Source organism: Paraburkholderia sp. FW306-2-2C-D06C, from assembly GCF_058781505.1.
Map to the genome: position 1 here is coordinate 61,935 of NZ_JBYSWU010000014.1, position 25,432 is coordinate 87,366.

Here is a 25,432-nt window from a genome sequence, read left to right on the forward strand (position 1 = left end):
GCGTGTTTTCTTGCACGCGCACGCGAGACCGCTGCCGCCATCGATTGAACCGTAATCGCACACCATGGACATTCATATCAACCAGAAGCCGTTGTCGCTGCCCGAAGGCGCGACCGTCGCCGATGCGCTCGCCGCGTACGGCGCGCGTCCGCCGTTCGCGGTCGCGCTGAACGGCGATTTCGTCGCGCGCACCCAGCATGTGGCGCGCGCGCTGCAGCCCGGCGACAAGCTCGATGTCGTGCAACCCGTGGCAGGCGGCTGAGCGCCGCCGCGCATGGCCGGAGACAAGGATTATGCAAATGACCTCCCCCCAGTCCGCCGACGCGCTCACGCTGTACGGCGAAACCTTCGCGAGCCGCGTGCTGCTCGGCACCTCGCGCTATCCGTCGCTGCAATCGCTGTCCGATTCGATCGACGCCGCGCACCCCGGCATGGTGACCGTCGCGCTGCGCCGGCAGATGAACGAGGGCGGCGCCGAAGCCGGCTTCTTCGATCTGCTCAAGCGCCACGGCGTGCCGCTGCTGCCGAATACGGCCGGCTGCCTGACCGTCGGCGAGGCGGTGACGACTGCGCACATGGCGCGCGAAATTTTCGAAACCGAGTGGATCAAGCTCGAACTGATCGGCGACGACTACACGTTGCAGCCCGATCCGGTCGGCCTGATCGAAGCGGCCGCGCAGCTCGTCAAGGACGGCTTCAAGGTCCTGCCGTATTGCACCGAGGATCTGGTGATCGGCCGCCGTCTGCTGGATGCGGGCTGCGAAGCGCTGATGCCGTGGGGCGCGCCGATCGGCACCGGCAAGGGCGTGATCAACCCGTACGGCCTGCGCGTGCTGCGCGAGCGGCTGCCGGATGTGCCGCTGATCGTCGACGCGGGGCTCGGCGTGCCGTCGCATGCCGCGCAGGTGATGGAGTGGGGTTTCGACGGTGTGCTGCTGAATACCGCGGTATCGCAGGCAACGCATCCTGACGCGATGGCGCGCGCCTTCGCACTGGGCGTCGAAGCGGGCCGCCAGGCCTTTCTGGCAGGGCCGATGGCCGAGCGCGAAAGCGCGCACGCGAGCACGCCGGTGGTCGGCATGCCGTTCTGGCATCAAGACGGGAGCGCCGCATGACGCAGACTTTGGCTTTGCAAGACCGCGACCTCTTCTGGCCGCCCGCCGACGAACTCACCGAAGCCGCCGAGCGCATCCGCGCCCGTCTGGGCGACTGGCCGCCGACGCATGCGCCGTGGCGCATCTGCCTGACCGCGCCGGACGAGCCGAACGGCGGCGATCTGATCATCGTCGCCGACGCGCAGCAGCATGGCGAACAGGTGGCGCGCTGGCTGGTGCAGGGGGCGGGCGTGATCGAAGCCGCCGAGAACCGCGCGACGCTGCATCTGGGCGGCGAGAAATACCGGCTGGAGGGCCATCTGGCGGAAGACTGGATCGCCGCGCTGGCCGCGTTCCTGGACTGCGGTTTCGATCCGCACGACGCGCTGGTGCTGGCTCTGGCCTGGCGCGACGGCGACGAAACCCGCGCCGCCGAAGCCTTTCCGGCCGACCTCGCGCGCTTTCCGCGTATCGCCGGTTTGCCGGACGCGCCGGCGCAAGCCTTCGCGCGCTGCCCGGACCGGCTGGGTCTGTATCCGGTGCTGCCGACCGCGGAATGGGTCGAACGGGTGGTGGGCTTCGGCGTGAAAACCGTTCAGCTGCGCCGCAAATCGGCCGAACCCGCCGATGAGCTGAAGCGCGAAATCGCCCGTTGCGTCGCCGTCGGCCGCGAGCACGACGCCCAGGTTTTCATCAACGATCACTGGCAAGCCGCGCTGGAAGCGGGCGCCTATGGCGTCCACCTTGGCCAGGAAGATGTGCATACGGCTGATCTCGAGGCGCTGGCCGCCGCAGGCGTCCGGCTCGGTTTGTCCACTCACGGTTTCTACGAGATTCTGACCGCGCTGCATTTCCGGCCAAGCTATATTGCACTGGGCGCGGTGTTCCCCACCACCACCAAGGTCATGCCTACCGCGCCGCAGGGCCTGCGGCGCCTCGCGCGTTACGTGCGGCTGCTCGACGGCGTCGTGCCGCTGGTGGCAATCGGCGGAATCGATCTGCAAGTGCTGCCGGACGTGCTGGCAACCGGCGTGGGCTGCGCAGCGGTGGTGCGGGCGGTGACGGAAGCGGCGGATCCCGCTGCCGCCGTTTCTGCGCTGCAACACGCGTTTACGCAATAATCGTCAACTTGAGTAAAGGGACAGGGCACCTCACGGCAGCTTTTGCATGATGGCCCTATAATTCGGCCTTCCGTGTAAAAGGACTGTCAGTTTCGTGTCTTCCTCCCCCGAGACCTTACTCGAGCTGCGCCACGTCGACTTCGGCTATGGCGACCGGCTCGTCCTGTCGAACCTGAATCTGCGCTTCAAGCGCGGCCAGGTGGTCGCGGTCATGGGCGGCTCGGGTTGCGGCAAGACCACGGTGCTGCGCCTGATCGGCGGTCTGGTGCGCGCCCAGCGCGGCCAGGTGCTGTTTCACGGCCAGGACGTCGGCCAGCAAACGCGGGAAGGTCTCTACGCGCTGCGCCGCAAGATGGGCATGCTGTTCCAGTTCGGCGCGCTGTTTACCGACATGTCGGTGTTCGGCAACGTTGCTTTCGCGCTGCGTGAGCATACCGAGATCCCCGAAGAACTGATCCGCGACCTCGTGTTGATGAAGCTCAACGCAGTAGGCTTGCGCGGCGCGCGCGATCTGCTGCCGTCGGAGATTTCCGGCGGTATGGCGCGGCGCGTGGCGTTGGCTCGCGCGATTGCCCTCGATCCCGAACTGATGATGTACGACGAGCCGTTCGCCGGCCTCGATCCGATCTCGCTCGGCATCACCGCGAATCTGATTCGCACGCTGAATCAGGCACTTGGCGCAACGTCGATCCTGGTCACGCACGACGTGCCCGAGTCGTTTGCGATCGCCGATTACGTGTATTTCCTCGCCAACGGCGGCGTTCTCGCCGAAGGCACGCCGGCTGAACTGCGTGCGTCGACCGATCCTACGGTGCGCCAGTTCATCGACGGCGCGCCGGATGGCCCGTTCAAATTCCACTATCCCAGCCAGACGCCGCTCGCGGCGGATTTCGGCATCGGCGGAGGCCAGTCATGATCAGCTCACTCGGCCGCTCGGTGCTCGACGGGCTGGGAACGGCCGGCTACGCCACGCGCTTTTTCTTCCGGCTGGTGCTCGAGTTTTTCCCCTTGCTGCGCCGTCCGCGCCTTGTCACAAAGCAGATCCACTTCGTCGGCAATTATTCGCTGGTGATCATCGCGGTGTCGGGCCTGTTCGTCGGCTTCGTGCTCGGCTTGCAGGGCTATTACACGCTGAACCGCTACGGCTCCGAACAGGCGCTCGGGCTGCTGGTCGCGCTGTCGCTGGTGCGCGAACTCGGGCCGGTGGTGACCGCGCTGCTGTTCGCGGGACGCGCCGGCACGTCGCTCACCGCCGAGATCGGCTTGATGAAGGCGGGCGAGCAGCTCACCGCGATGGAAATGATGGCGGTGGACCCGGTCAAGGTCGTGGTCGCGCCGCGCATGTGGGCGGGCATTATTTCAATGCCGGTTCTGGCCGCGATTTTCAGCGCGGTCGGCGTGCTGGGCGGTTATGTGGTGGGCGTGCTGCTGATCGGCGTCGATGCCGGCGCGTTCTGGTCGCAGATGCAAGGCGGCGTCGATGTCTGGCGCGATGTCGGCGCCGGGGTCGTCAAGAGCGTGGTGTTCGGCCTCGCGGTGACGTTCGTGGCGCTGTTTCAAGGCTACGAAGCCAAGCCGACGCCGGAAGGCGTGTCGCGTGCCACGACCAAGACTGTCGTGTACGCGTCGCTTGCGGTACTCGGCCTCGATTTTCTGCTGACTGCATTGATGTTCAGTTAAGACTGCGCCGTACGTTTGCCGTCGGCGGGCGCGTCACTGGTTGCGCGCGGCGGGAGTGTGGGTGGCGTAGCGGATTCACTTTGGGATGACGATGAAAAAGACTGTTCTCGACTTCTGGGTCGGCCTGTTCGTGGTGTTGGGTTTCGTGGCGTTGCTGTTTCTCGCGCTGAAGGCCGGCAACATGAGCTCGTTGTCGTTTCAGGCAACGTACCCGGTCAAGCTCAAGTTCGACAATATCGGCGGGCTGAAGGCGCGCGCGCCGGTGAAAAGCGCGGGCGTGACGGTTGGCCGGGTGGCGTCGATCGGCTTTGACAGCAATGCGTATCAGGCCCTCGTCACGATCGATGTCGACAAGCAATATCAGTTTCCGAAAGATACGTCGGCGAAGATCCTGACGTCGGGACTGCTCGGCGAGCAATACATCGGGCTCGAACCCGGCGGCGACAGCGAGATGCTCAAAGCGGGCGACACGATCTCCATGACGCAATCGGCGATCGTGCTGGAAAACCTGATCGGACAGTTTTTGTACAGCAAGGCGGCAGATTCGGGCGCGTCCAAATCCGGCGCATCCGCTGCTGCACCTGCCGCAGCGCCGGCGGCTCCGGCACCGACCCTGCCCGCCGCCTCCGGTGCGGCCGGTCAATAAGGAGAACAAGAAGAATGCAGACCCTACGCAGCAAAGGCGTGCGCGCCTTCCAGGTCGCGACGCTGGCGGTGGCGGCCGCCACGCTCGCCGGCTGCACGACCGTGCAGACGCCGACCAAGGGCGACCCGCTGGAAGGCTTGAACCGCACGATCTTCACCGTCAACGACAAGCTCGACCAGTATGCGCTGAAGCCGGTCGCGAAGGGCTACGTGTTTATCACGCCGCAGCCGGTGCGCGACAGCGTCACCAACTTCTTCTCGAACATCGGCGACGTCTACATCGCGGCCAACAACCTGCTGCAATTGAAGATCACCGATGGCGTCGAAGACATCATGCGGATCGTGATCAACACCGTGTTCGGTGTCGGCGGCCTGTTCGACGTGGCGACGCTCGCCAAGCTGCCCAAGCACGACAACGACCTCGGTCTGACGCTCGGCCACTACGGCGTGCCGGCGGGGCCATACCTCGTGCTGCCGCTGTTCGGGCCGAGCACGGTGCGCGACGCGGTCGGCTCGATCGGCAATTATTATGTGAACCCGCTCAGCTACATCGATCCGCCGGGTTTGAGCTGGGCGCTGTATGGCCTGAACGTGATCAATACGCGCGCGAACCTGCTCAACGCGGGCGAGGTGCTGGAAGGCGCCGCGCTCGACAAGTACTCGTTCGTGCGTAACGCGTATCTGCAACGCCGTCAGTATTTGCTGACGGACGGCAAGCAATCGCAGGCGCTGCCGAACTACGGCGATGAAGCGGCGCTGCCGAAGTATGAAGACGTCGACGGCGGCGCGGCTGCGGCCCCGGCCGGCGCAGCGAAGGCGGCGTCCGGCCCGGCCGCGGCCACGGCGCCGCAAGCGGCTTCGGCAGCCGGTGCGGCCACGGGCGCAACCGGTAATGCGGCCGCGCCGGAAGCCGCGTCCGGCACTGCGGAAACGCCGCCGCTCGATTTGAACGGCGGCCCGGAAACAACGCAGATTCCGGCCGGCCAACTGGTCCCGCCGACGCGTTTCACCTTTCCGTCATTCAAATTGCGTTAATTGGCAGCCGTAACACCTCGATACGACTCTCGCAGTTTGCGCATGGATTGTTGCTGAACTCGCGTGTTAATGTCGGTTCAAACGGTTGCACTATTTTTAAGGCAAGGCTCGAAATGAAAAAATTCTTCCTGATTCCGTTCTTCGTTGCGTTGTTCTCGTTCGGAAGTGCCGGTGCATCGGCACAAACCGTCGACTCGAATTCGCCCGATACGCTGGTCAAGACCGTCACCCAGCAGGTGATCGACGCGATACACGCCGACAAATCGATCCAGCAAGGCGACATTACGCACATCACGCACCTCGTCAACGAAAAGATCCTGCCGTACACCGACTTCCGCCGCACCACGCAACTGGCGATGGGCCGCAACTGGCGCACCGCTACGCCGGAGCAGCAGAACGCCGTGGTCGAGCAGTTCAAGATGCTGCTGATCCGTACGTACTCGGGCGCGCTGGCACAAGTGCGCGACCAGCAGATCCAGTACAAGCCGTTCCGCATGAACCCGGACGACACCGATACGGTGGTGCGCTCGGTGGTGATGAACAACGGCTCGCCGATCGAACTCGACTACCGTCTGTACAAGACGCCGAACGGCTGGCGCGTGTATGACATCAACGTGCTCGGCGCGTGGCTGATCCAGGCGTATCAGCAACAGTTCAACGAGCAGATCCAGCAGAAGGGCGTGGACGGACTGATCCAGTTCCTCACGCAGCGCAATCAGCAACTGGCCGCGGGCAAGCAGTCGTGAGCGAGGTGCTGAGCCCCGTCGCCAACTGTTTCGACAGCGGCGCGACGCTGACCCACGCGAGTGCGCCCGCTGCGCTCGCGGCGGGTTTGCAGCGGATCGCGGCTGGCGCGAACGGTGTCGATTGCGCGCCGCTCGCGCAGTTCGATTCGTCCGCGCTGGCTGTCCTGCTCGCATGGCAGCGTGCCGCTCAGGCACGTGGCGCCAGGTTCGAGATCGTCAATCTGCCGGCTGGTCTCGCCAGCCTCGCGCAAGCCTACGGCGTCGATACCCTGCTGTGTCGACCGGAGTTAGCGCTTTAGCGCTTACTCTGGTCCCATGCAAGATGGTTGCTGTCGGCGCGACGTTGACGCTGCATTAACGCCGCGTTGACTCCTCATTGACACGTCAATAGCGTCACTCCCAATGCCCCGGGCTGAGCCGGGGCTGTCGATTTTTGCCCTATAATCAAACGTTTTTCGGGGCATATAACCGGCCCCAATTTCGTTCCCTCCAGCCCTTTGCGCCCCCGTCAGGGCTCCTTTAGGCGCCGCGATGCACGCGGCCCACAGTCATGTCAGCCATAGAAATTCGTAACGTCAAGAAGCGCTACAAGGACTTGCAGGCGCTCAAGGGCGTCAGCCTCACGGTGGAAGAAGGCGAGTTTTTCGGACTGCTCGGTCCGAACGGCGCGGGCAAAACGACGCTCATCAGCATCCTCGCCGGTCTTGCGCGCGCCGACGAAGGCAGCATCGCGGTGCGCGGCCACGACGTGGTCGACGATTTTCGCCTGGCGCGCCGCGCGCTCGGCGTGGTGCCGCAGGAACTCGTGTTCGATCCGTTCTTCACCGTGCGGGAAACCTTGCGCATTCAGTCCGGCTATTACGGGCTGCGCAACAACGACGCGTGGATCGACGAGATCATGGCCAATCTCGACCTCACCGAAAAAGCCGACGCCAACATGCGCGCGCTGTCGGGCGGCATGAAGCGCCGCGTGCTGGTCGCGCAGGCGCTGGTGCACCGGCCGCCGGTGATCGTGCTCGACGAGCCGACCGCGGGCGTCGACGTCGAATTGCGTCAAACGCTGTGGAAATTCATCTCGCGCCTGAATCGCGAAGGTCACACGATCGTGCTGACCACGCACTATCTGGAAGAGGCTGAATCGCTGTGCGACCGTATCGCGATGCTGCGGCGCGGCGAAGTGGTGGCGCTCGAGCGCACCAGCGCGCTGCTGCAACGCTTTGCCGGCATGCAACTGTTCGTGCGCTTCGCGCAAGGCGTGCTGCCCGCCGAGCTGCGCCCGCTCGAAGTGGAGAGCGGCGCGGGCAACGGCAATGGCCGTCAGCATCTGCTGCGTCTGGCGAGCTACGACGACGTCGAGCGGATTCTCGCGCAGTGCCGGGCGGCGGGCTGTACATTCGAGGAAATCGAGGTCCGCAAGGCCGACCTTGAAGATGTGTTCGTTCAGGTGATGAACGGTCCGGAAGTGATCGAGGGGCTTGCATGAGCGGCTATAGTGGATTCGGCACGCTGTTTTACAAGGAAATCCTGCGTTTCTGGAAGGTGTCGTTCCAGACCGTACTGGCGCCGATCATCACGGCGCTGCTGTATCTGACGATTTTCGGCCACGCGCTGCGCGATCATGTGCATGTCTATCCGGGCGTCGAATACACGAGCTTCCTGATTCCGGGCCTCGTGATGATGAGCGTGTTGCAGAATGCGTTTGCGAATAGCTCGTCGTCGCTGATCCAGTCGAAGATCACCGGCAATCTCGTGTTCGTGCTGCTGCCGCCGCTGTCGCACTACGAGATGTTCGGCGCGTATGTGCTGGCGGCCGTCGCGCGCGGTTTGGCGGTGGGCTTCGGCGTGTTCATCGTGACGATCTGGTTCGTGCCGGTCAGCTTCAGCGCGCCGCTCTACATCATTCTGTTCGCGATTTTCGGCGCGGCGATCCTCGGCACACTCGGGTTGATCGCCGGCATCTGGGCCGAAAAGTTCGACCAGCTCGCCGCGTTTCAAAACTTTCTGATCATGCCGCTCACGTTCCTTTCGGGCGTGTTCTACTCCACGCATACGCTGCCGCCGGTGTGGCGCGAAGTGTCGCGGCTCAATCCCTTTTTCTACATGATCGACGGCTTTCGCTACGGTTTCTTCGGGATGTCGGATGTCGATCCGCTCACGAGCCTCGCGATCGTCGCCGGTTTCTTCGTGGTGCTGGCTGTGATCGCGATGCGCATGCTCGCGTCCGGCTACAAACTGCGCCACTGATCAGGAGCTTCTCTCATGTTGCCGACTCCCGAACAGGTCAAGCAATACATCGCGGCTGGGCTCGCTTGCCAGCATCTCGAAGTCGAAGGCGACGGCCAGCATTTCTTTGCGACCATCGTTTCGCCGAGCTTCGAAGGCAAGCGTCTGATCGCGCGCCATCAACTCGTGTATGCGGCGCTCGGCGACCGCATGCGCGAAGAAATCCACGCGCTCAGCATGAAGACGCTGACGCCCGCCGAATGGCAGAACGCGTAATCTGGAAATTTAGTGCGAATTACTCAAGAAGGGCGCGAGGCCGGTAGCGGCGCGCCGAACACAAGCAAAGCAGGCCCGGCTGAAGTCCGGGTCCATCAGGAACTGACAGGCATGGATAAACTCGTCATTGAAGGTGGCTACCCGCTTTCGGGTGAAGTCGTCGTCTCAGGTGCGAAGAACGCGGCGTTGCCGATCCTTTGCGCGGGTCTGCTCAGCGCGGAACCGGTGCATCTGGAAAACGTGCCCGACTTGCAGGACGTGCGCACGATGCTCAAGCTGCTCGGCCAGATGGGCGTGCGTATCGAGAGCGGCGCGGGGCGCGTGGCGCTGGACGCGTCGAAGGTCGATAACCTCGTCGCGCCGTACGAACTGGTGAAGACGATGCGTGCGTCGATCCTGGTGCTCGGCCCGCTGGTCGCGCGCTTCGGCCACGCCAGGGTGTCGCTGCCGGGCGGCTGCGCAATCGGCGCGCGTCCGGTCGATCAGCACATCAAGGGTCTGCAGGCGATGGGCGCCGAAATCACGATCGAACACGGCTTCATCGAAGCGCGCGCGAAGCGTCTGAAGGGCGCGCGCATCGTGACCGACATGATCACGGTGACCGGCACCGAAAACCTGCTGATGGCCGCCGTGCTGGCCGAAGGCGAAACGGTGATCGAGAACGCCGCGCGCGAACCGGAAGTCGGCGACCTCGCGCATCTGCTGGTCGAAATGGGCGCGAAGATCGAGGGCATCGGCACGGACCGTCTGGTGATCCAGGGCGTCGACAAGCTGCATGGTGCAAAGCACACGGTGATTCCGGATCGTATCGAAGCCGGCACGTTCCTGTGCGCGGTGGCCGCCGCCGGTGGCGACGTGACGTTGCGCAAAGTGCGTCCGCTGATTCTCGAAGCCGTGACGGACAAGCTGCGCGAAGCGGGCGTGACGATCGAGGAAGGCGAGGACTGGATGCGCGTGCGCATGGACAAGCGTCCGAGCGCGGTCACGTTCCGCACCTCCGAGTACCCGGCGTTCCCGACCGACATGCAGGCGCAGTTCATGGCGCTGAACACGCTCGCCGAAGGTACGTCGCAGGTGGTGGAAACGATTTTCGAAAACCGCTTCATGCACGTGCAGGAGTTGAACCGCCTCGGCGCCAACATCACGGTCGACGGCAACACCGCGCTCGTAACCGGCGTCGACAAACTCTCGGGCGCGAAGGTGATGGCCACCGATCTGCGCGCGTCGGCGAGTCTCGTGATCGCCGCGCTGCGTGCCGAAGGCGAAACGCTGATCGACCGCATCTATCACCTGGATCGCGGTTATGACCGGATGGAAACCAAGCTCACCGCAATCGGCGCGAAAGTGCGCCGCATTTCCGGGAGCGAGGCATGAGCTCGATGCCGCAAACGTCGTCGCCCGCGGTGAGCGTGCCGCTCACGTTGGCTTTGTCGAAAGGGCGTATCTTCGAAGAGACGCTGCCGCTGCTCGCCGCAGCCGGCATCGAAGTGGCTGAAGACCCGGAAACCTCGCGCAAGCTGATTCTGCCCACCACGGACGCGAACCTGCGCGTGATCATCGTGCGCGCCACTGACGTCCCGACTTACGTCGAGTACGGCGCAGCCGATTTCGGCGTGGCCGGCAAGGACGTGCTGCTCGAACACGGCGGCAGCGGGTTGTATCAGCCGGTCGATCTGGATATCGCGCGTTGCCGGATGTCGGTCGCGGTGGCGGCGGGGTTTGACTATGCGAGCGCCGTGCGTCAGGGCGCCCGGCTGCGGGTGGCCACCAAATACGTCGAAACCGCACGCGAGCATTTCGCCGCCAAGGGCGTTCACGTCGACCTGATCAAGCTGTACGGCTCGATGGAGCTGGCGCCGCTGGTCGGCCTCGCCGATGCGATCGTCGACCTGGTGAGCTCGGGCAATACCTTGCGCGCCAACAATCTTGTCGAGGTGGAGGAGATCATGCAGATTTCGTCGCGCCTCGTTGTGAACCAGGCGGCGCTGAAGCTCAAGCGCGCCGCGCTGCGGCCGATCCTCGACGCGTTCGAACGCGCGTCGAAGCCCGGCGCTGCGGCGGCCTGAGCAGTTTGACCACGCTGTCAAGCGCGCCTTACCGAAACGGATACCCGTATGTCTATCAAGATTCGCAAACTCGATTCCACTGCTTCCGGCTTCCAGAAGTCGCTGCATGCGGTGCTCGCGTTCGAGGCGAGCGAGGACGAAGCAATCGAGCGCTCGGTCGCGCAGATTCTGAACGACGTGAAGGCGCGCGGCGATGCCGCGGTGCTCGAGTACACGAACCGCTTCGACCGCGTCGGCGCGACGAGCGTCGCGGCGCTCGAGCTGCCGATGTCGGAACTCGAAGCGGCGCTCGAAGGCCTGGAGCCGAAGCGTCGCGCGGCGCTCGAAGCGGCGGCGGCGCGCGTGCGCGGTTATCACGAGAAGCAGAAGATCGAGTGTGGCAGCCATAGCTGGCAGTACACGGAAGCCGACGGCACCGTGCTCGGCCAGAAGGTTACGCCGCTGGATCGCGCGGGTATTTACGTGCCGGGCGGCAAGGCGGCGTATCCGTCGTCGGTGCTGATGAACGCGATTCCGGCGCGGGTGGCCGGCGTGCGCGAAATCATCATGGTCGTGCCCACGCCGGACGGCGTGAAGAATCCGCTGGTGCTGGCGGCTGCCTTGCTGGGCGGCGTGGATCGCGTGTTCACGATCGGCGGTGCGCAGGCGGTGGGCGCTCTCGCGTACGGCACTGAAACCATACCGCCCGTCGACAAGATCTGCGGCCCCGGCAACGCGTACGTCGCGTCGGCCAAGCGCCGCGTGTTCGGCACGGTCGGCATCGACATGATCGCCGGGCCGTCGGAAATTCTCGTGTTGTGCGACGGCACCACCGATCCGCGCTGGGTCGCGATGGACCTGTTCTCGCAAGCCGAGCACGACGAACTCGCGCAATCCATCCTGCTGTGCCCGGACGATGCGTTCATCGGCCGCGTGCAGGATGCGATCGACGAACTGCTGCCCACCATGCCGCGCCGGGACGTGATCCGCGCGTCGCTCGAAGGCCGCGGCGCGCTGATCAAGGTGCGCGACATGGCCGAAGCCTGCGCGATCGCCAACGACATCGCGCCGGAGCACCTCGAAATCTCCGCGCTGGAGCCGCATCAATGGGGCAAGCTGATCCGCCACGCCGGCGCGATCTTCCTCGGCCGCTACACCAGCGAAAGCCTCGGCGACTACTGCGCGGGGCCGAATCACGTGCTGCCTACGTCGCGTACCGCACGGTTTTCATCGCCGTTGGGTGTCTATGATTTCTTCAAGCGCTCGAGCGTGATCGAAGTCAGTGCGGAAGGCGCGCAGACGCTCGGTGAGATCGCCGCCGAACTCGCTTACGGCGAAGGCCTGCAGGCGCATGCCCGCAGCGCCGAATACCGGATGCGGCAAAACGGCTGAAGGCGGGCCTGAAAGCGGCCGAATGCGGACAATTCGATGATGGAGCAGGCGGGCATCGGGCCTATGCCCGCGAACGTCGCCGACGGATTTCGCGCGGTTTTCCGTTGAATAACGACAATACAGACCAACCTGGAGCGGCCGGCGCGCCGCCGATGCCAGGCCGGCTTCTCCCTTGCGGCCCGGTCCGCTGACTTATGACGACACCTCAAGACATCATCCGCCGCGACGTGCTCGCGATGACGAGCTACCCGGTTCCGGACGCGACGGGCTATATCAAGCTCGACGCGATGGAAAATCCGTTTCCGCTGCCGCCGGTGCTGGCCGCTCACCTGGGCGAGCATCTGGCCGGCGTCGCGCTGAACCGTTATCCGGCGCCGCGTCCGGAAGCGCTGATCGAGAAGATCAAGCGCGTGATGGGCGTGCCGGCCGGCTGCGACGTGCTGCTCGGCAACGGCTCGGACGAGATCATCAGCATGGTGTCGATTGCGTGCGCGAAGCCGGGCGCCAAGGTGCTCGCGCCGATGCCGGGTTTCGTGATGTACCAGATGTCGGCGAAGCTGGCGAATCTGGAATTCATCGGCGTGCCGCTGAAGGCCGACTTCACGCTCGACACCGAGGCCATGCTCGCTGCGATCGCCGAGCATGAGCCGGCCATCGTCTACCTGGCCTATCCGAACAATCCGACCGGCACGCTCTACGACGACGCCGACATGGAGCGCATCATCGCCGCGGCGAGCAAGAGCCTCGTGGTGATCGACGAGGCTTATCAGCCGTTCGCGCAGCAAAGCTGGCTGCCGCGCGCCGACGCGTTCGACAACATCGTCGTGATGCGCACGGTATCCAAGCTCGGTCTGGCCGGAATCCGCCTCGGTTACCTGGTCGGCAAGCCCGCGTGGCTGACCGAATTCGACAAGGTGCGCCCGCCGTACAACACCAACGTGCTGACGCAGGCCGCCGCCGATTTCCTGCTCGACCACGTCGACGTGCTCGACACCCAGGCCGCGCAACTGCGCGAAGAACGCACGAAACTCGCGCAGGCCGTGGCCCAATTGCCGGGCGCCGAAGTGTTCCCGAGCGCCGGCAACTTCCTGCTGGTGCGGGTGCCCGACGCGTCCGTTATGTTCGAAACGCTGCTGGCAGCGCGGGTTCTGATCAAAAACGTGAGTAAAATGCATCCATTGCTGGCCAATTGCGTGCGTTTGACCGTCGGCTCCCCTGACGAAAACGCCCAGTTGGTCGCCGCACTGAAACTCGTGCTGCATTGAACGGCGTTAAAGGGCTGCGTGAGCGCTTCGGCATGGCGCGCGCGGCCCGCCGTTTTCCCATCCCACACTACTATCGCTTTCTAGCTAGATTCGAGGAATTACCATGCGCCTTGCGGAAGTCGTTCGCAACACCAGCGAAACGCAGATCCGTGTGAAGATCAATCTGGACGGCACCGGTCAGCAGAAGCTGGCCACCGGCGTGCCGTTCCTCGACCACATGCTCGACCAGATCGCGCGGCATGGCTTGATCGATCTCGACATCGAAGCGCATGGCGACCTGCATATCGACGACCACCACACGGTCGAAGACACCGGCATCACGCTCGGGCAGGCAGTCGCGAAAGCCATCGGCGACCGCAAGGGGATTCGCCGCTACGGTCATTCCTACGTGCCGCTCGACGAAGCGCTGTCGCGCGTCGTGATCGACTTCTCCGGCCGTCCGGGCCTCGAATTCCACGTGCCGTTCACGCGCGCGCGCATCGGCACGTTCGACGTCGATCTCTCCATCGAATTTTTCCGCGGTTTCGTGAATCACGCCGGCGTGACGCTGCATATCGACAATCTGCGCGGCCTGAACGCCCATCACCAGATGGAAACGGTGTTCAAGGCGTTCGGACGTGCGTTGCGCATGGCCGTCGAACTGGACGAACGCGCGGCGGGGCAGATTCCGTCGACCAAGGGCAGCCTTTAAGCGCTCATTTACCCGCCTCGGAACCTGGACCGGCTGCGCTCGCGCGCGCCCGGTATGCGATGGACATTCTGAAGTCGTTTATTTCGCTGCTGGCGCTGATCAATCCGATCGGCGCCATCCCGTTCTTCATGAGCCTGACGGCGCAGCAGGGCGAGTTCGAGCGGCGCAGGACCATCCGCATCGCGGCGATTTCGGTGTTCTGCGTGATCGCGGTGACCACGCTGCTCGGGCAGCAGATCATCAGCTTCTTCGGCATTTCGGTCGGCTCGCTCGAAGTGGGCGGCGGCATCATCATGCTGCTGATGGCGATCAACATGCTGAACGCGCAGATCGGCAACAGCCGTTCGACGCCGGAAGAGCGCCACGAAGCCGAGCAGAAGGACAACGTCGCGGTCGTGCCGCTGGCGATTCCGCTCCTGACCGGCCCGGGCGCGATCAGCACGACGATCATCTATGCGGCCGGCTCGGCGCATTGGTATAACCGGCTCAGCCTGATCGCGATCGGCGCGGTGCTGGCGGCGATCTGCTTTTTTTCGCTGCGTCTTGCCGAGCCGATTGCCCGCTGGGTGGGTCGCACGGGTATCAACATCGGCACGCGACTCATGGGTTTGATGTTATCGGCGCTGGCGGTGGAATTCATCGTCGATGGATTGAAGGCATTGCTGCCTAACTTGAAATGAAAACTTCGATAGCGATTGTGGATTACGGAATGGGCAACCTGCGTTCGGTGGCTCAGGCGCTGCGCAAGGCTGCGCCGGAAGCGGACGTGGCGATCGTCGATCGGCCTGAGGCGATCCGCGCGGCCGACCGCGTGGTGCTGCCCGGTCAGGGCGCGATGCCCGACTGCATGCGCAGCCTCGCCGAATCCGGCCTGCAGGACGCGGTGCTCGAGGCGTCGCGCAGCAAGCCGCTGATGGGTGTGTGCGTCGGCGAGCAGATGCTGTTCGACTGGAGCGCCGAGGGCGGCACGCCTGGCTTGGGCCTTCTGCCCGGCAAGGTGCTGCGCTTCGACCTCGAAGGCCAGCTGCAGGACGACGGCTCGCGCTTCAAGGTTCCGCAGATGGGCTGGAACCGCGTGCGTCAGACGCAGCCGCATCCGCTGTGGGACGGCGTCGCGGACAACGCGTTCTTCTATTTCGTGCACAGCTATTACGTGGTGCCGGACAACGCCGCCCATACTGCGGGCGAAACGGTGTACGGTGTGCCCTTTACCTCGGCGGTGGCGCGGGATAACATCTTCGCGACCCAATTTCACCCGGAAAAGAGCGCCGAAGCGGGCCTGCGCGTGTATCGCAACTTCGTGCACTGGAACCCGTGAGCGCCTTTCCTCATCCTGTTGCCGTGCGCCGTTCCGCTACGAGCGGGGCGGCTGCCGCGCGCCACAGCCTCGGCAAGACGATTTCTCAGCTCCATCGCGCCCAGCAAGGATGCCGAAAGAGTTGTACTAAACTAGCGGAACGGCGTTGCGGTGAGCTGGCTCACCAGCCGCTGCCGCCGACCTTCAACCACCTCCCTGACAACACCCGATTGCTATGCTGCTGATTCCCGCCATCGACCTGAAAGATGGTCAGTGTGTACGCCTCAAACAAGGCGATATGGACCAGGCGACGATATTCTCCGAGGAACCGGCGGCGATGGCCCGGCATTGGGTCGACCGCGGCGCCCGGCGTCTGCACCTCGTCGACCTGAATGGCGCATTCGCCGGCAAGCCGAAGAACGAAGACGCGATCCGCGCGATCATCGAGGAAGTGGGGGGCGAGATTCCCGTCCAGCTGGGCGGCGGTATCCGCGACCTGAACACGATCGAGCGCTATCTCGACGACGGTTTGTCGTACGTGATCATCGGCACGGCGGCGGTAAAGAATCCGGGCTTTTTGCAGGATGCGTGCACGGCGTTCGGCGGCCATATCATCGTCGGGCTGGATGCGAAAGACGGCAAAGTCGCCACCGACGGCTGGAGCAAGCTGACCGGCCATGAAGTGGCCGATCTGGCGCGCAAGTTCGAGGATTACGGCTGCGAATCGATCATCTACACCGACATCGGCCGCGATGGCATGCTGCAGGGCATCAACATCGAAGCGACGGTACGCCTCGCGCGCGCGGTGAAGATTCCGGTGATCGCGAGCGGCGGTCTGTCGAACCTCGCGGACATCGAATCGTTGTGCGAGGTCGAGGACGAAGGCATCGAAGGCGTGATCTGCGGCCGGGCAATTTACTCGGGTGATCTGGACTTCGCGGCTGCGCAGACCCTCGCGGACCGGCTGCGCGAATCGGACGACGCCTGAACGGCGCAATCCGCTCAAGCGGACTCGATCGGACATAGCGGCGCGTCCTGAAAGCGCGTCATGCCGTGCGTGTTCGACACACTGGCGGCCCGACGCGGCGAGCCGCGCCGGCACTGTGCCGCTCCCGAACGAGCGGCCTCATCAGCGGTATTGGCAGAATTGCAAGATCATGGCTCTAGCTAAACGCATCATCCCCTGTCTCGACGTCACGGCTGGACGCGTGGTCAAGGGCGTCAACTTCGTCGAGCTGCGCGATGCGGGCGACCCCGTCGAAATCGCGCGCCGCTACGACGATCAGGGCGCCGACGAGCTCACCTTTCTCGACATCACCGCCACTTCCGACCAGCGCGATCTGATCCTGCCGATCATCGAAGCGGTCGCCTCGCAGGTGTTCATTCCGCTGACGGTCGGCGGCGGCGTGCGCGCCGTCGAAGACGTGCGGCGCCTGCTGAATGCGGGCGCGGACAAGATCAGCATGAACTCGTCGGCGGTCGCGAATCCGCAGCTCGTGAGGGACGCCACCGACAAATACGGCTCGCAATGCATCGTTGTCGCGATCGACGCGAAGCGCGTGTCCGCGGACGGCGAGCCGCCGCGCTGGGAAGTCTTCACGCATGGCGGGCGCAAGGCGACCGGGCTGGACGCCGTCGAATGGGCGCGCAAGATGGCCGAACTCGGCGCCGGCGAAATCCTGCTGACCAGCATGGACCGCGACGGCACCAAGAGCGGTTTCGATCTGGCGCTCACGCGCGCGGTGTCGGACGCGGTGCCGATTCCGGTGATCGCTTCGGGCGGCGTCGGTTCATTGCAGCATCTGGCCGACGGCATCAAGAACGGCCACGCGGACGCGGTGCTGGCCGCCAGCATCTTCCACTACGGCGAACACACCGTGGGCGAGGCCAAGCGCTTCATGGCCGATCAAGGCATTTCGGTGAGGTTGTGACGTGCTGAATCCCTCGGAAGTGGACTGGCTCGACAAGGTCAAATGGGACGCGAACGGCCTCGTGCCGGTGATCGCGCAGGAAGCGTCGACGAACGACGTGCTGATGTTCGCGTGGATGAACCGCGAGGCATTGGCGAAAACCGTCGAAACCGGCCGCGCGGTGTATTTCTCGCGCTCGCGCCAGCGTCTTTGGTTCAAGGGCGAGGAGTCCGGCCACGTGCAGCATGTGCACGAAGTGCGGCTCGATTGCGATGAAGACGTCGTGCTGCTGAAGGTCGAGCAGGTGTCGGGCATCGCGTGCCACACCGGCCGCCACTCATGCTTTTTCCAGAAATTCGAAGGCACGGCCGACGATGGCGACTGGGTCGCCGTCGAGCCCGTGTTGAAAGACCCCGAACATATCTACAAATGACGCAATCCACGCAACCTACTAGCGACACGCTGCTGCGGCTCGCCTCGATCATCGACAGCCGCAAGGGCGGCGATCCTGATATCTCGTACGTGTCGCGCCTGTTCCACAAGGGCGATGACGCGGTGCTGAAGAAGATCGGCGAGGAAGCCACCGAAGTCGTGCTGGCGGCCAAGGACGCGCGCCACGGCGGCGCGCCGAACGCGCTGGTCGGCGAAGTGGCCGACTTGTGGTTTCACTGCCTCGTGATGCTGTCGCATTTCGATCTGAGCCCGGCGGACGTGCTCGCCGAACTTGAGCGTCGCGAAGGCACCTCGGGCATCGAGGAAAAGGCGCTGCGCAAGAGCCGCGAACGCGAGCAGAACGGCGACTGATCTGGCGGCGTTGCGAGCGGACGTCGTATTGACGCGCCGGCACTCATGCCAGCATTGCACCGGTAGCATCTGATCGCACCATCAGGAGGACGCAAGCATGGAACAGTCGCACGAAAATTACCCGCCGCCGGCCTACCGCAACGCCATCGAACCCGACCGCGAACGCAGTCTGCGCACGCTCACTCATGTGCTGTACGCACTGTATGCGGTCCACTGGCTAACGGGCGGCCTGACGATACTGATCGCGATCATCGTCAACTACGTGAAGCGGCCCGATGTGGCCGGCACACCGTACGAAGCGCACTTCGAGTGGCAGATCCGCTCGTTCTGGTTCGGTCTGCTGGGTTATGCGATCGGCGGCGTGCTGCTCTTCGTCGTGATCGGCATTCCGGTTCTGTGGGCCGTCAGCATCTGGTTGTTGTACCGTATTATCAAGGGCTGGCTGTATCTGTACGATAACAAGCCGCTCACGAATCCGCGCGGCTGGTTCTGAGTTTCGGCTGGCTGCTGCTGAGCCGGCAATGGAAACCGCGGAACCGCGCCGTACGCTTCGCGCTTTAGCCATACCGCGTCAGGAACACGATGAGTCACGACCCTAATTGCCTTTTCTGCAAGATCGCCGCCGGCGAGATTCCGTCGACCAAAGTCCACGAAGACGAAGAGTTTGTTGCCTTCCGCGACATCCGTCCGGCGGCCGAAACGCATGTGCTGGTGATTCCGCGCAAGCACATCGCGACGCTGTCGAACTGCGCCGAAAGCGACGCATCGCTGCTTGGTAGAATGCTTGTCTTAGTGGCGCGTTTGGCCGACCAGTTGGGCGTGGCTTATACCGGTGGCGACACCGGTTTTCGCACGGTGATCAATACCGGTCCCGGCGGCGGGCAAGAGGTGTATCACCTGCACGCGCACATTCTGGCGGGACCGCGTCCGTGGCATCGGATGGGCTGACGAATAACACATGGCTGCCGGCTGCACGGCGAGTTTTGGCCATGGACAATAGCGCAGCGTTGTTTTTGCCGCACTGTAACGACGCCGACGCGATCGTCTGGTCACAATTACATTCACTGTGCCGCTGGTTGAATCGGAAGGGTCTGCAGTAATGTATAGATGAAGCGTGCGCGCTTCGATTCACGCCGCAAGGCATAAGAGTTGTGCCGCATCCATAGGCGGCGTCGGGGTTAAGGAGAGTAGTCATGGGTTCGTTGAGTATTTGGCATTGGCTGATCGTGTTGTTGATCGTCGCTCTGGTGTTCGGCACGAAGAAGCTGCGCAATATCGGTACCGATCTGGGTGGCGCAGTGAAGGGCTTCAAGGAAGGCATGAAGGAAGCCGAAACGCCGGCTGACGCGCAACAGCAGCGCGAACTGCCACGCAACGGCGCCGTGGATGTGGACGCGAAGGAAAAGACGCCGCGTTCCGGCGATTACCGCTAAGCCGCGGCCCAACCGCGTTACTGACGGACATTCCACTTCATGCTGGACCTCGGTCTAACCAAGATGGCGCTGATCGGCGTCGTCGCGCTAGTCGTCCTCGGGCCTGAGCGCCTGCCACGCGTCGCTCGCACGGCCGGCGCGCTGTTTGGCCGCGCGCAGCGGTATATCAACGACGTCAAGGCCGAAGTCACGCGCGAAATCGAACTCGACGAACTGCGCCGGATGAAGAGCGAGTTCGAATCGGCGGCTAGCAATGTCGAAACCGCCGTTCACGACAATCTGCGCAAGCACGAAACCGAGCTGAACGATGCCTGGAATTCAGGCACGTCGGTGACACCGAGCATTGCCGGCGGCGCGCTCGAAGGTGACGTGGGCACGTCGTCGTGGCAAACCAGCACGCCGGCCGCAGCGCCCAAACGCAAGAACTGGCGCGTCAAGCAGACCGCCATGCCCACCTGGTACAAGCGCGCCACGACGCGCCGCACGCGCGTGCAATCGGGCGCGGCGCGCGTGGCCCGTCATACGCCGGCCACGTTGCGTCGTCCGACGCGGTTCTTCTGATGATCAGAACGACAATCTCTAACCGAGGGCCGGTGTGAGCGACCCCCAGCATACCCAGGACGAAGGCACTGAAGAGACCTTCATTTCCCACCTCGTTGAACTACGCGACCGCATCATCCGAGCGGGCCTCGCCGTCATCGTGGTGTTTGTCGGACTCGTGTACTGGGCGCCGGACATCTTCCGGCTACTCGCGCGACCGTTGATGATGAACCTGCCGAAGGACGGCAAGATGATCGTCACCGATGTCACCGGTTCGTTCTTCGTGCCGATGAAGGTGACCATGCTGGTCGCCTTCGTGATCGCGCTGCCGATCGTGCTGTACCAGATCTGGGCGTTCGTCGCGCCGGGTCTTTATCAGCATGAGAAGAAGCTGGTCGGGCCGCTGGTGGGCAGCAGCTACACGCTGTTCCTGTGCGGCATGGCGTTCGCGTACTTCGTGGTGTTTCCGACCATCTTTCGAGTGATGGCGCACTACAATGCGCCGCTCGGCGCGGAGATGACCACCGATATCAACAATTACCTGAGTTTCGTGCTGACCATGTTCATTGCGTTCGGCGTGACCTTCGAGGTACCGATCGTGGTCGTGCTGCTGGTTCGCATGAACTTGCTGACCATCAAGAAGCTCAAGGAAATTCGTCCGTATGTGATCGTCGGCGCGTTTGTGGTGTCGGCTGTGGTGACGCCGCCAGATGTGTTCTCACAGCTGATTCTGGCGATTCCGCTGATCGTGCTGTACGAGGCGGGCATCATCGCGGCGCGGTTGATTGTCGGCAAGCAGCCGGTGGCGGCCGAAGACGCGAGTCCGCCGAATTGACGTAGCGTTTCACGCGATGGCCGGAAGCACGGCAAACCGCAGTTTTTGCAAACAAAAGGGCAGTCCGCAATGGACCGCCCTTTTTTGTCTTACGGCCGCAGTGCTGCCATGTCCGCCTGCGGGTTTGCCGGTGCGGCCTGCGCTTGCGGCTCGTGCTGCCCGCTCGTGTGTTAACCGCCGTCGTCGTCCTGCTGATCGCCGCCGCTGTTGTCCGCCGGTTGCTTCGGCGGCGGCGGGCGCTTGCCGATCGTCACGTCCAGATCCATTTCACGGCTCTTGCGCACCAGATGAACCTTCGCGGCCGTGCCCGGCTTGATCTGCGCGATGACATTCAACAGACGTGTAGTGTCGGTGATGTCCTGGCCATTCACGCTCATCAGGATGTCGCCGGGCCTGATGCCGGCGCGGTCGGCGGGGCCGTTCTTCAATACGCCCGCGACGATCGCCCCCGATTTCTGCTCCAGCCCGAACGATTCGGCGATCTCCGGCGTCACGTCCTGCGGCTCGACGCCGATCCAGCCGCGCGTCACCGAACCGGTGGTGATGATGCTCTCCAGCACGCTGCGCGCCGTCGACACGGGGATCGCGAAGCCGATGCCGAGCGAGCCGCCCGAGCGCGAATAGATCGCCGTATTGATGCCGAGCAGATTGCCGTTCACGTCGACCAATGCGCCGCCCGAGTTGCCCGGGTTGATGGCCGCATCGGTCTGAATGAAGTTTTCGAAGGTGTTGATGCCGAGGTGATTGCGCCCGAGCGCGCTGACGATGCCCATCGTCACCGTCTGGCCGACGCCGAACGGATTGCCGATCGCCAGCACCACGTCGCCCACGCGCGTCTGGTCCATGCGGCCGAGCGTGATGGTGGGCAGATTGGTCATGTTGACCTTGAGCACGGCCAGATCCGTTTCCGGATCGACGCCGATCACCTTCGCATTGGTGGTGCGACCATCGGCCAGGGCGATTTCGATCTGATCCGCGCCGTCCACGACGTGCTGGTTCGTTAGAATGTAACCTTCCGAACTCACTATCACACCCGAGCCGAGATTCGCTGCGGGTTGCTCCTGCTGCTTGCCTTTGTTCTTGTCGCCGAAGAAGTAGCGGAACAGCGGATCTTTCGCGCGCGGATCCGGCGGCAGGGAGCCATCCTTGCTGGAGAACACGTTGACGACGGCGGGCATGGCCTTTTGCGCGGCGTCTGCATAAGACGCCTGTGCAGGGCCGCTGCCGATGCCCGGCGCCACTTCCCGCAGCGCGACGATCGGTTCGGCAAGTTGCTTGCCGAATTGCCCTTGACGCTGGAGCCACTGCGGTTTGAGGGTCGCGATGATGAACATCAGCGCCAACAGCACGGTCACCGCTTGGGCAAAGAACAGCCAAAAGCGTCTAAGCATCTGAAGACTAGAGGTTTATATGGATCGGATCGAACTTGAATTGTACTTGAACAATCTCCTTGAAACCGCGCGCTTCAAGGACTATTGCCCCAATGGACTGCAGGTCGAAGGGCGGCGCAAGATCAACAAGCTCGCGACCGGCGTGACCGCTTCGGTGGCCTTCCTGGAGGCCGCGCTGGACTGGGGCGCGGACGCCGTGCTGGTCCATCACGGCTACTTCTGGCGCAACGAGGCGCCGCAGATCACCGGCCGCAAATACACGCGCCTGAAGCTGCTGCTCGCCAACGACCTGAACCTGTTCGCCTACCACCTGCCCCTCGACGACCATCCCGAGTTCGGCAATAACGCGCAGATCGGCGCGAAGATGGGCTGGATCAGCGACGCGCGCTTCGGCGAGAACGACCTCGGCTGGCTCGCCACGTTTCCGATGCCGATCACGCTCGCGCACTTCACCGCGCAAGTGGAGCACACGCTCGGCCGCACGCCGCTCGTGTTCGGCGACGCCGATCGCGAACTGCGCCGCGTCGGCTGGTGCACCGGCGCCGCGCAAGGCATGTTCGACGCCGCCATCGACGCGGGCGCCGACGTCTATCTGACCGGCGAAGTGTCGGAGTCGGTCATGCACACGTCGGCGGAAAGCGGCGTCGCGTTCCTCGCGGCCGGCCATCACGCCACCGAGCGTTTCGGCGTGCAGGCGGTCGGCAAGCATCTGTCCGAGTCGTTCGATATCGAACACCTGTTTATCGATATCCCTAATCCCGTTTGAATTGAAAATCCGCATTAGAGAAGAAAAAGGTACGAATAACGAAGGGAGCACTTAAAAGGAGGTGCAAAAAAGTTTGCGATCCGTACGGAGAAACCCTGAGATATCAAGGGCTTCGCACGGTTTTTGGCAATCGGCCCTTGTAAATGGCGACTCCATTCGCGCAAACTAGCGGCGGTAGAAGCGACGTGAAGGAAAAATCCAACTCAGAAGTGGGGCGTGTGATGCGAGACAAGGAAGATGAACGCGTCGACGGCAGCCGCCGTACCTGGCTGATAGCGACGACCGTAGCAGGTGGCATTGGAGGCGTTGCCACTGTCGTACCCTTTGTTAGTTCGTTTGCACCATCTGAAAAGGCCAAGGCGGCAGGCGCCCCGGTCGAAGTCGACATCAGTAACCTCAAGCCCGGCGACATGATGACCGTCGCCTGGCGCGGCAAGCCGGTATGGATCATCAACCGCACCGACAAGATGCTCGCCGATGTCCAGAAAGCCGATAACGAAGTAGCGGATCCCCACACCAAGAATGCTTTTTCGATGCCGTTGCCGGAGTACTGCGACAACGAATTCCGTTCGCGGACCGATCACAAGAACCTTTTCGTCGCCGTCGCCGTGTGCACCCATCTGGGCTGTACGCCAACGCCGCGCTTCCAGGAGGGCGCGCAGCCCAATCTTCCCGACGACTGGCCTGGCGGCTTTCTGTGCCCGTGCCACGGCTCGACCTACGATATGGCAGGCCGCGTCTTCAAGAACAAACCTGCGCCGCAGAATCTGGACGTCCCGCCTTACATGTTCACCTCGGCGAATACCCTCGTGATCGGCAAGGACGAGAAAGGAGAAGCGTAAATGGCGATCGAACACGAAGTGGAGACGACCGGACTGGCCGGCTGGATCGATCGGCGCTTTCCGATGACGTCGACGTGGAAGAAGCACGTCTCCGAGTACTACGCGCCGAAGAACTTCAACTTCTGGTACTTCTTCGGCTCGCTGGCGCTGCTGGTGCTGGTCAACCAGATCGTCACCGGCATCTTCCTCACGATGGACTACAAGCCCGACGCGACGCTCGCGTTCTCGTCGGTCGAGTACATCATGCGCGAGGTGCCGTGGGGCTGGCTGATTCGCTATATGCATTCCACGGGCGCGTCGATGTTTTTCGTGGTCGTGTATCTGCACATGTTCCGCGGGCTGATGTACGGCTCGTATCGCAAGCCGCGCGAACTGGTGTGGATTTTCGGCTGCGCGATCTTTTTGTGCCTGATGGCCGAGGCGTTCTTCGGCTACCTGCTGCCGTGGGGCCAGATGTCGTTCTGGGGCGCGCAGGTGATCGTGAACCTGTTCTCGGCAATTCCGTTCATCGGCCCGGATCTGTCGCTGTGGATTCGCGGCGATTACGTCGTTTCGGACGTCACGCTGAACCGCTTCTTCGCGTTTCACGTGATCGCGATTCCGCTGGTGCTGATCGGGCTGGTGATCGCTCACGTGGTGGCGCTGCATGAGGTGGGGTCGAACAATCCGGACGGCATCGAGATCAAGGCGAAGAAGGACGCGAACGGCATTCCGATCGACGGCATTCCGTTTCATCCGTACTACTCCGTGCACGATTTCATGGGCGTCAGCGTGTTCTTGCTGGTCTTCGCCGTAATCATCTTTTTCGCGCCGGAGATGGGCGGGTATTTCCTCGAAGCGAACAACTTCATTCCCGCCAATCCGCTGCAAACGCCGCAAGAAATTGCGCCAGTGTGGTATTTCACGGCATTTTATGCGATGTTGCGCGCCACCACCGATCCGTTCAAGATCGTCCTGATGATCATCATCGCGCTGCTCGGCCTGGTCGCGCTGGTGCGCGCCCGGGGCAAGTGGAAGCTCGGCTTGCCGGTGCTCGTGGTGCTGGTCCTTCTGGCGATGGCGTTCACCGAATCGAAGTTCTGGGGCGTGGTGGTGATGGGCGGCGCGGTGATCTCGCTGTTCTTCCTGCCGTGGCTCGATCGCTCGCCGGTGAAGTCGATTCGCTACCGGCCGTTTTTTCACAAGGTGTTCTACGGAATCTTCGTGCTCGCTTTCCTGACGTTGGGCTTCCTCGGCACTAAACCGCCGTCGCCGGCTTCGACGTTGATTGCGCAGGTGTGCGCGTTGATCTACTTCGCGTTTTTCCTCGGTATGCCGTTCTGGACGCGGCTTGGCACGTTCAAGCAGCCACCCGAACGGGTGCGGTTCAAGCCTCACTAATCGCGTGCCAGGAGAACACGA

32 protein-coding genes are annotated in these 25,432 nt (G+C 63.3%); 31 read left to right on the top strand and 1 reads right to left on the bottom strand.

The genetic code is table 11. The features are described from left to right. Positions 1-64: 64 nt before the first annotated feature. The 28 genes from thiS (at position 65) to tatC (ending at position 21,032) form a co-directional block, all read left to right on the top strand. Complete coding sequence (gene thiS, locus AC3WLT_RS13325) at positions 65-262, top strand: sulfur carrier protein ThiS (protein ID WP_492592186.1); 198 nt, start codon at positions 65-67, stop codon at positions 260-262. A 37-nt stretch (positions 263-299) separates the two neighbouring features. Then, a complete protein-coding gene (locus tag AC3WLT_RS13330) occupies positions 300-1,115 on the top strand; it encodes a thiazole synthase (protein WP_492592187.1) in 816 nt (271 codons plus the stop codon). Then, complete coding sequence (gene thiE, locus AC3WLT_RS13335; RefSeq protein WP_492592188.1) at positions 1,112-2,215, top strand: thiamine phosphate synthase; 1,104 nt, start codon at positions 1,112-1,114, stop codon at positions 2,213-2,215. Before AC3WLT_RS13330 ends, thiE begins: the two co-directional genes overlap by 4 nt. A gap of 94 nt (positions 2,216-2,309) precedes the next feature. After that, entirely contained in the window at positions 2,310-3,131 is an 822-nt protein-coding gene (locus tag AC3WLT_RS13340; protein ID WP_492592189.1) for an ABC transporter ATP-binding protein, read from the top strand. Continuing rightward, on the top strand, positions 3,128-3,895 hold the full coding sequence (gene mlaE, locus AC3WLT_RS13345) for a lipid asymmetry maintenance ABC transporter permease subunit MlaE (protein ID WP_492592190.1): 768 nt from the start codon (positions 3,128-3,130) through the stop codon (positions 3,893-3,895). Before AC3WLT_RS13340 ends, mlaE begins: the two co-directional genes overlap by 4 nt. 91 nt (positions 3,896-3,986) lie before the next feature. Then, complete coding sequence (mlaD, locus tag AC3WLT_RS13350; protein ID WP_492592191.1) at positions 3,987-4,541, top strand: outer membrane lipid asymmetry maintenance protein MlaD; 555 nt, start codon at positions 3,987-3,989, stop codon at positions 4,539-4,541. Positions 4,542-4,555: 14 nt separating this feature from the next. Continuing rightward, a complete protein-coding gene (locus AC3WLT_RS13355; RefSeq protein ID WP_492592192.1) occupies positions 4,556-5,575 on the top strand; it encodes an MlaA family lipoprotein in 1,020 nt (339 codons plus the stop codon). Positions 5,576-5,688: 113 nt separating this feature from the next. Next, entirely contained in the window at positions 5,689-6,321 is a 633-nt protein-coding gene (locus tag AC3WLT_RS13360) for an MlaC/ttg2D family ABC transporter substrate-binding protein (protein WP_492592193.1), read from the top strand. After that, positions 6,318-6,620, top strand: coding sequence for an STAS domain-containing protein (locus AC3WLT_RS13365; protein ID WP_492592194.1), 303 nt, complete (start codon positions 6,318-6,320; stop codon positions 6,618-6,620). The genes AC3WLT_RS13360 and AC3WLT_RS13365 overlap by 4 nt, the downstream gene beginning before the upstream one ends. A 251-nt stretch (positions 6,621-6,871) precedes the next feature. Further along, entirely contained in the window at positions 6,872-7,804 is a 933-nt protein-coding gene (locus AC3WLT_RS13370) for an ABC transporter ATP-binding protein (protein WP_492592195.1), read from the top strand. Next, positions 7,801-8,565 carry an ABC transporter permease gene (locus AC3WLT_RS13375; RefSeq protein WP_492592196.1) on the top strand — a complete coding sequence of 255 codons (765 nt, stop codon included), beginning with the start codon at positions 7,801-7,803 and terminating at the stop codon, positions 8,563-8,565. Before AC3WLT_RS13370 ends, AC3WLT_RS13375 begins: the two co-directional genes overlap by 4 nt. 15 nt (positions 8,566-8,580) lie before the next feature. Continuing rightward, complete coding sequence (locus tag AC3WLT_RS13380) at positions 8,581-8,820, top strand: BolA family protein (RefSeq protein WP_028199637.1); 240 nt, start codon at positions 8,581-8,583, stop codon at positions 8,818-8,820. A 111-nt stretch (positions 8,821-8,931) separates the two neighbouring features. After that, positions 8,932-10,194 carry a UDP-N-acetylglucosamine 1-carboxyvinyltransferase gene (gene murA / locus AC3WLT_RS13385; RefSeq protein WP_492592197.1) on the top strand — a complete coding sequence of 421 codons (1,263 nt, stop codon included), beginning with the start codon at positions 8,932-8,934 and terminating at the stop codon, positions 10,192-10,194. After that, positions 10,191-10,886 carry an ATP phosphoribosyltransferase gene (gene hisG, locus AC3WLT_RS13390; protein ID WP_492592198.1) on the top strand — a complete coding sequence of 232 codons (696 nt, stop codon included), beginning with the start codon at positions 10,191-10,193 and terminating at the stop codon, positions 10,884-10,886. The genes murA and hisG overlap by 4 nt, the downstream gene beginning before the upstream one ends. A gap of 48 nt (positions 10,887-10,934) precedes the next feature. Beyond that, a complete protein-coding gene (gene hisD / locus AC3WLT_RS13395) occupies positions 10,935-12,257 on the top strand; it encodes a histidinol dehydrogenase (protein WP_492592199.1) in 1,323 nt (440 codons plus the stop codon). 194 nt (positions 12,258-12,451) lie between these two features. Then, complete coding sequence (hisC, locus tag AC3WLT_RS13400) at positions 12,452-13,522, top strand: histidinol-phosphate transaminase (RefSeq protein WP_492592200.1); 1,071 nt, start codon at positions 12,452-12,454, stop codon at positions 13,520-13,522. 103 nt (positions 13,523-13,625) lie between these two features. Then, positions 13,626-14,213 (top strand): imidazoleglycerol-phosphate dehydratase HisB, encoded by a 588-nt coding sequence (gene hisB, locus AC3WLT_RS13405; protein WP_115106637.1) that lies wholly within the window; start codon positions 13,626-13,628, stop codon positions 14,211-14,213. Positions 14,214-14,272: 59 nt separating this feature from the next. Then, positions 14,273-14,893 carry a MarC family protein gene (locus AC3WLT_RS13410; protein ID WP_492592201.1) on the top strand — a complete coding sequence of 207 codons (621 nt, stop codon included), beginning with the start codon at positions 14,273-14,275 and terminating at the stop codon, positions 14,891-14,893. Continuing rightward, a complete protein-coding gene (gene hisH / locus AC3WLT_RS13415; protein ID WP_492592202.1) occupies positions 14,890-15,531 on the top strand; it encodes an imidazole glycerol phosphate synthase subunit HisH in 642 nt (213 codons plus the stop codon). The genes AC3WLT_RS13410 and hisH overlap by 4 nt, the downstream gene beginning before the upstream one ends. Positions 15,532-15,745: 214 nt before the next feature. Next, a complete protein-coding gene (gene hisA, locus AC3WLT_RS13420; protein ID WP_042329166.1) occupies positions 15,746-16,498 on the top strand; it encodes a 1-(5-phosphoribosyl)-5-[(5-phosphoribosylamino)methylideneamino]imidazole-4-carboxamide isomerase in 753 nt (250 codons plus the stop codon). Between the two features lie 169 nt (positions 16,499-16,667). Continuing rightward, positions 16,668-17,441, top strand: a complete 774-nt coding sequence (gene hisF / locus AC3WLT_RS13425; protein WP_492592203.1) for an imidazole glycerol phosphate synthase subunit HisF — start codon at positions 16,668-16,670, stop codon at positions 17,439-17,441. Between the two features lies 1 nt (position 17,442). Next, positions 17,443-17,853 (top strand): phosphoribosyl-AMP cyclohydrolase, encoded by a 411-nt coding sequence (hisI, locus tag AC3WLT_RS13430; protein ID WP_492592204.1) that lies wholly within the window; start codon positions 17,443-17,445, stop codon positions 17,851-17,853. Further along, positions 17,850-18,224: a phosphoribosyl-ATP diphosphatase gene (locus AC3WLT_RS13435; RefSeq protein WP_492592205.1), complete on the top strand. Its 375-nt coding sequence runs from the start codon at positions 17,850-17,852 to the stop codon at positions 18,222-18,224. Before hisI ends, AC3WLT_RS13435 begins: the two co-directional genes overlap by 4 nt. A 97-nt stretch (positions 18,225-18,321) precedes the next feature. Continuing rightward, positions 18,322-18,717: a DUF4870 family protein gene (locus AC3WLT_RS13440; protein WP_492592206.1), complete on the top strand. Its 396-nt coding sequence runs from the start codon at positions 18,322-18,324 to the stop codon at positions 18,715-18,717. Between the two features lie 89 nt (positions 18,718-18,806). Further along, positions 18,807-19,172 (top strand): histidine triad nucleotide-binding protein, encoded by a 366-nt coding sequence (locus tag AC3WLT_RS13445; protein WP_115106621.1) that lies wholly within the window; start codon positions 18,807-18,809, stop codon positions 19,170-19,172. A 245-nt stretch (positions 19,173-19,417) separates the two neighbouring features. Then, the gene (gene tatA / locus AC3WLT_RS13450) at positions 19,418-19,657 is read left to right on the top strand and encodes a Sec-independent protein translocase subunit TatA (protein WP_341314152.1); all 240 of its coding nucleotides are present in this window, start codon (positions 19,418-19,420) and stop codon (positions 19,655-19,657) included. Between the two features lie 39 nt (positions 19,658-19,696). Further along, positions 19,697-20,218: a Sec-independent protein translocase protein TatB gene (gene tatB / locus AC3WLT_RS13455; protein WP_492592207.1), complete on the top strand. Its 522-nt coding sequence runs from the start codon at positions 19,697-19,699 to the stop codon at positions 20,216-20,218. A 34-nt stretch (positions 20,219-20,252) separates the two neighbouring features. After that, positions 20,253-21,032 (top strand): twin-arginine translocase subunit TatC, encoded by a 780-nt coding sequence (gene tatC, locus AC3WLT_RS13460; protein WP_492592208.1) that lies wholly within the window; start codon positions 20,253-20,255, stop codon positions 21,030-21,032. A 170-nt stretch (positions 21,033-21,202) separates the two neighbouring features. Here tatC and AC3WLT_RS13465 read toward each other — a convergent pair whose 3' ends face one another. Continuing rightward, positions 21,203-22,423, bottom strand: coding sequence for a Do family serine endopeptidase (locus AC3WLT_RS13465; protein WP_492592209.1), 1,221 nt, complete (start codon positions 22,421-22,423; stop codon positions 21,203-21,205). Between the two features lie 19 nt (positions 22,424-22,442). Between AC3WLT_RS13465 and AC3WLT_RS13470 the strand changes: the two genes are divergently transcribed. The 3 genes from AC3WLT_RS13470 (at position 22,443) to AC3WLT_RS13480 (ending at position 25,411) form a co-directional block, all read left to right on the top strand. Next, on the top strand, positions 22,443-23,189 hold the full coding sequence (locus AC3WLT_RS13470; protein ID WP_492592210.1) for a Nif3-like dinuclear metal center hexameric protein: 747 nt from the start codon (positions 22,443-22,445) through the stop codon (positions 23,187-23,189). Between the two features lie 221 nt (positions 23,190-23,410). Next, on the top strand, positions 23,411-24,031 hold the full coding sequence (gene petA, locus AC3WLT_RS13475; RefSeq protein ID WP_492592267.1) for a ubiquinol-cytochrome c reductase iron-sulfur subunit: 621 nt from the start codon (positions 23,411-23,413) through the stop codon (positions 24,029-24,031). Continuing rightward, the gene (locus tag AC3WLT_RS13480) at positions 24,032-25,411 is read left to right on the top strand and encodes a cytochrome b (protein WP_492592211.1); all 1,380 of its coding nucleotides are present in this window, start codon (positions 24,032-24,034) and stop codon (positions 25,409-25,411) included. Positions 25,412-25,432: the final 21 nt, after the last annotated feature.

Coding starts and splice junctions, on each gene's coding strand:
- thiS (WP_492592186.1), top strand. CDS start 65: ATGGACATTCATATCAACCAGAAGCCGTTGTCGCTGCCCGAAGGCGCG.
- AC3WLT_RS13330 (WP_492592187.1), top strand. CDS start 300: ATGACCTCCCCCCAGTCCGCCGACGCGCTCACGCTGTACGGCGAAACC.
- thiE (WP_492592188.1), top strand. CDS start 1,112: ATGACGCAGACTTTGGCTTTGCAAGACCGCGACCTCTTCTGGCCGCCC.
- mlaE (WP_492592190.1), top strand. CDS start 3,128: ATGATCAGCTCACTCGGCCGCTCGGTGCTCGACGGGCTGGGAACGGCC.
- mlaD (WP_492592191.1), top strand. CDS start 3,987: ATGAAAAAGACTGTTCTCGACTTCTGGGTCGGCCTGTTCGTGGTGTTG.
- AC3WLT_RS13355 (WP_492592192.1), top strand. CDS start 4,556: ATGCAGACCCTACGCAGCAAAGGCGTGCGCGCCTTCCAGGTCGCGACG.
- AC3WLT_RS13360 (WP_492592193.1), top strand. CDS start 5,689: ATGAAAAAATTCTTCCTGATTCCGTTCTTCGTTGCGTTGTTCTCGTTC.
- AC3WLT_RS13370 (WP_492592195.1), top strand. CDS start 6,872: ATGTCAGCCATAGAAATTCGTAACGTCAAGAAGCGCTACAAGGACTTG.
- AC3WLT_RS13375 (WP_492592196.1), top strand. CDS start 7,801: ATGAGCGGCTATAGTGGATTCGGCACGCTGTTTTACAAGGAAATCCTG.
- AC3WLT_RS13380 (WP_028199637.1), top strand. CDS start 8,581: ATGTTGCCGACTCCCGAACAGGTCAAGCAATACATCGCGGCTGGGCTC.
- murA (WP_492592197.1), top strand. CDS start 8,932: ATGGATAAACTCGTCATTGAAGGTGGCTACCCGCTTTCGGGTGAAGTC.
- hisG (WP_492592198.1), top strand. CDS start 10,191: ATGAGCTCGATGCCGCAAACGTCGTCGCCCGCGGTGAGCGTGCCGCTC.
- hisD (WP_492592199.1), top strand. CDS start 10,935: ATGTCTATCAAGATTCGCAAACTCGATTCCACTGCTTCCGGCTTCCAG.
- hisC (WP_492592200.1), top strand. CDS start 12,452: ATGACGACACCTCAAGACATCATCCGCCGCGACGTGCTCGCGATGACG.
- hisB (WP_115106637.1), top strand. CDS start 13,626: ATGCGCCTTGCGGAAGTCGTTCGCAACACCAGCGAAACGCAGATCCGT.
- AC3WLT_RS13410 (WP_492592201.1), top strand. CDS start 14,273: ATGGACATTCTGAAGTCGTTTATTTCGCTGCTGGCGCTGATCAATCCG.
- hisH (WP_492592202.1), top strand. CDS start 14,890: ATGAAAACTTCGATAGCGATTGTGGATTACGGAATGGGCAACCTGCGT.
- hisA (WP_042329166.1), top strand. CDS start 15,746: ATGCTGCTGATTCCCGCCATCGACCTGAAAGATGGTCAGTGTGTACGC.
- hisF (WP_492592203.1), top strand. CDS start 16,668: ATGGCTCTAGCTAAACGCATCATCCCCTGTCTCGACGTCACGGCTGGA.
- AC3WLT_RS13435 (WP_492592205.1), top strand. CDS start 17,850: ATGACGCAATCCACGCAACCTACTAGCGACACGCTGCTGCGGCTCGCC.
- AC3WLT_RS13440 (WP_492592206.1), top strand. CDS start 18,322: ATGGAACAGTCGCACGAAAATTACCCGCCGCCGGCCTACCGCAACGCC.
- AC3WLT_RS13445 (WP_115106621.1), top strand. CDS start 18,807: ATGAGTCACGACCCTAATTGCCTTTTCTGCAAGATCGCCGCCGGCGAG.
- tatA (WP_341314152.1), top strand. CDS start 19,418: ATGGGTTCGTTGAGTATTTGGCATTGGCTGATCGTGTTGTTGATCGTC.
- tatB (WP_492592207.1), top strand. CDS start 19,697: ATGCTGGACCTCGGTCTAACCAAGATGGCGCTGATCGGCGTCGTCGCG.
- AC3WLT_RS13465 (WP_492592209.1), bottom strand. CDS start 22,423: ATGCTTAGACGCTTTTGGCTGTTCTTTGCCCAAGCGGTGACCGTGCTG.
- AC3WLT_RS13470 (WP_492592210.1), top strand. CDS start 22,443: ATGGATCGGATCGAACTTGAATTGTACTTGAACAATCTCCTTGAAACC.
- petA (WP_492592267.1), top strand. CDS start 23,411: ATGCGAGACAAGGAAGATGAACGCGTCGACGGCAGCCGCCGTACCTGG.
- AC3WLT_RS13480 (WP_492592211.1), top strand. CDS start 24,032: ATGGCGATCGAACACGAAGTGGAGACGACCGGACTGGCCGGCTGGATC.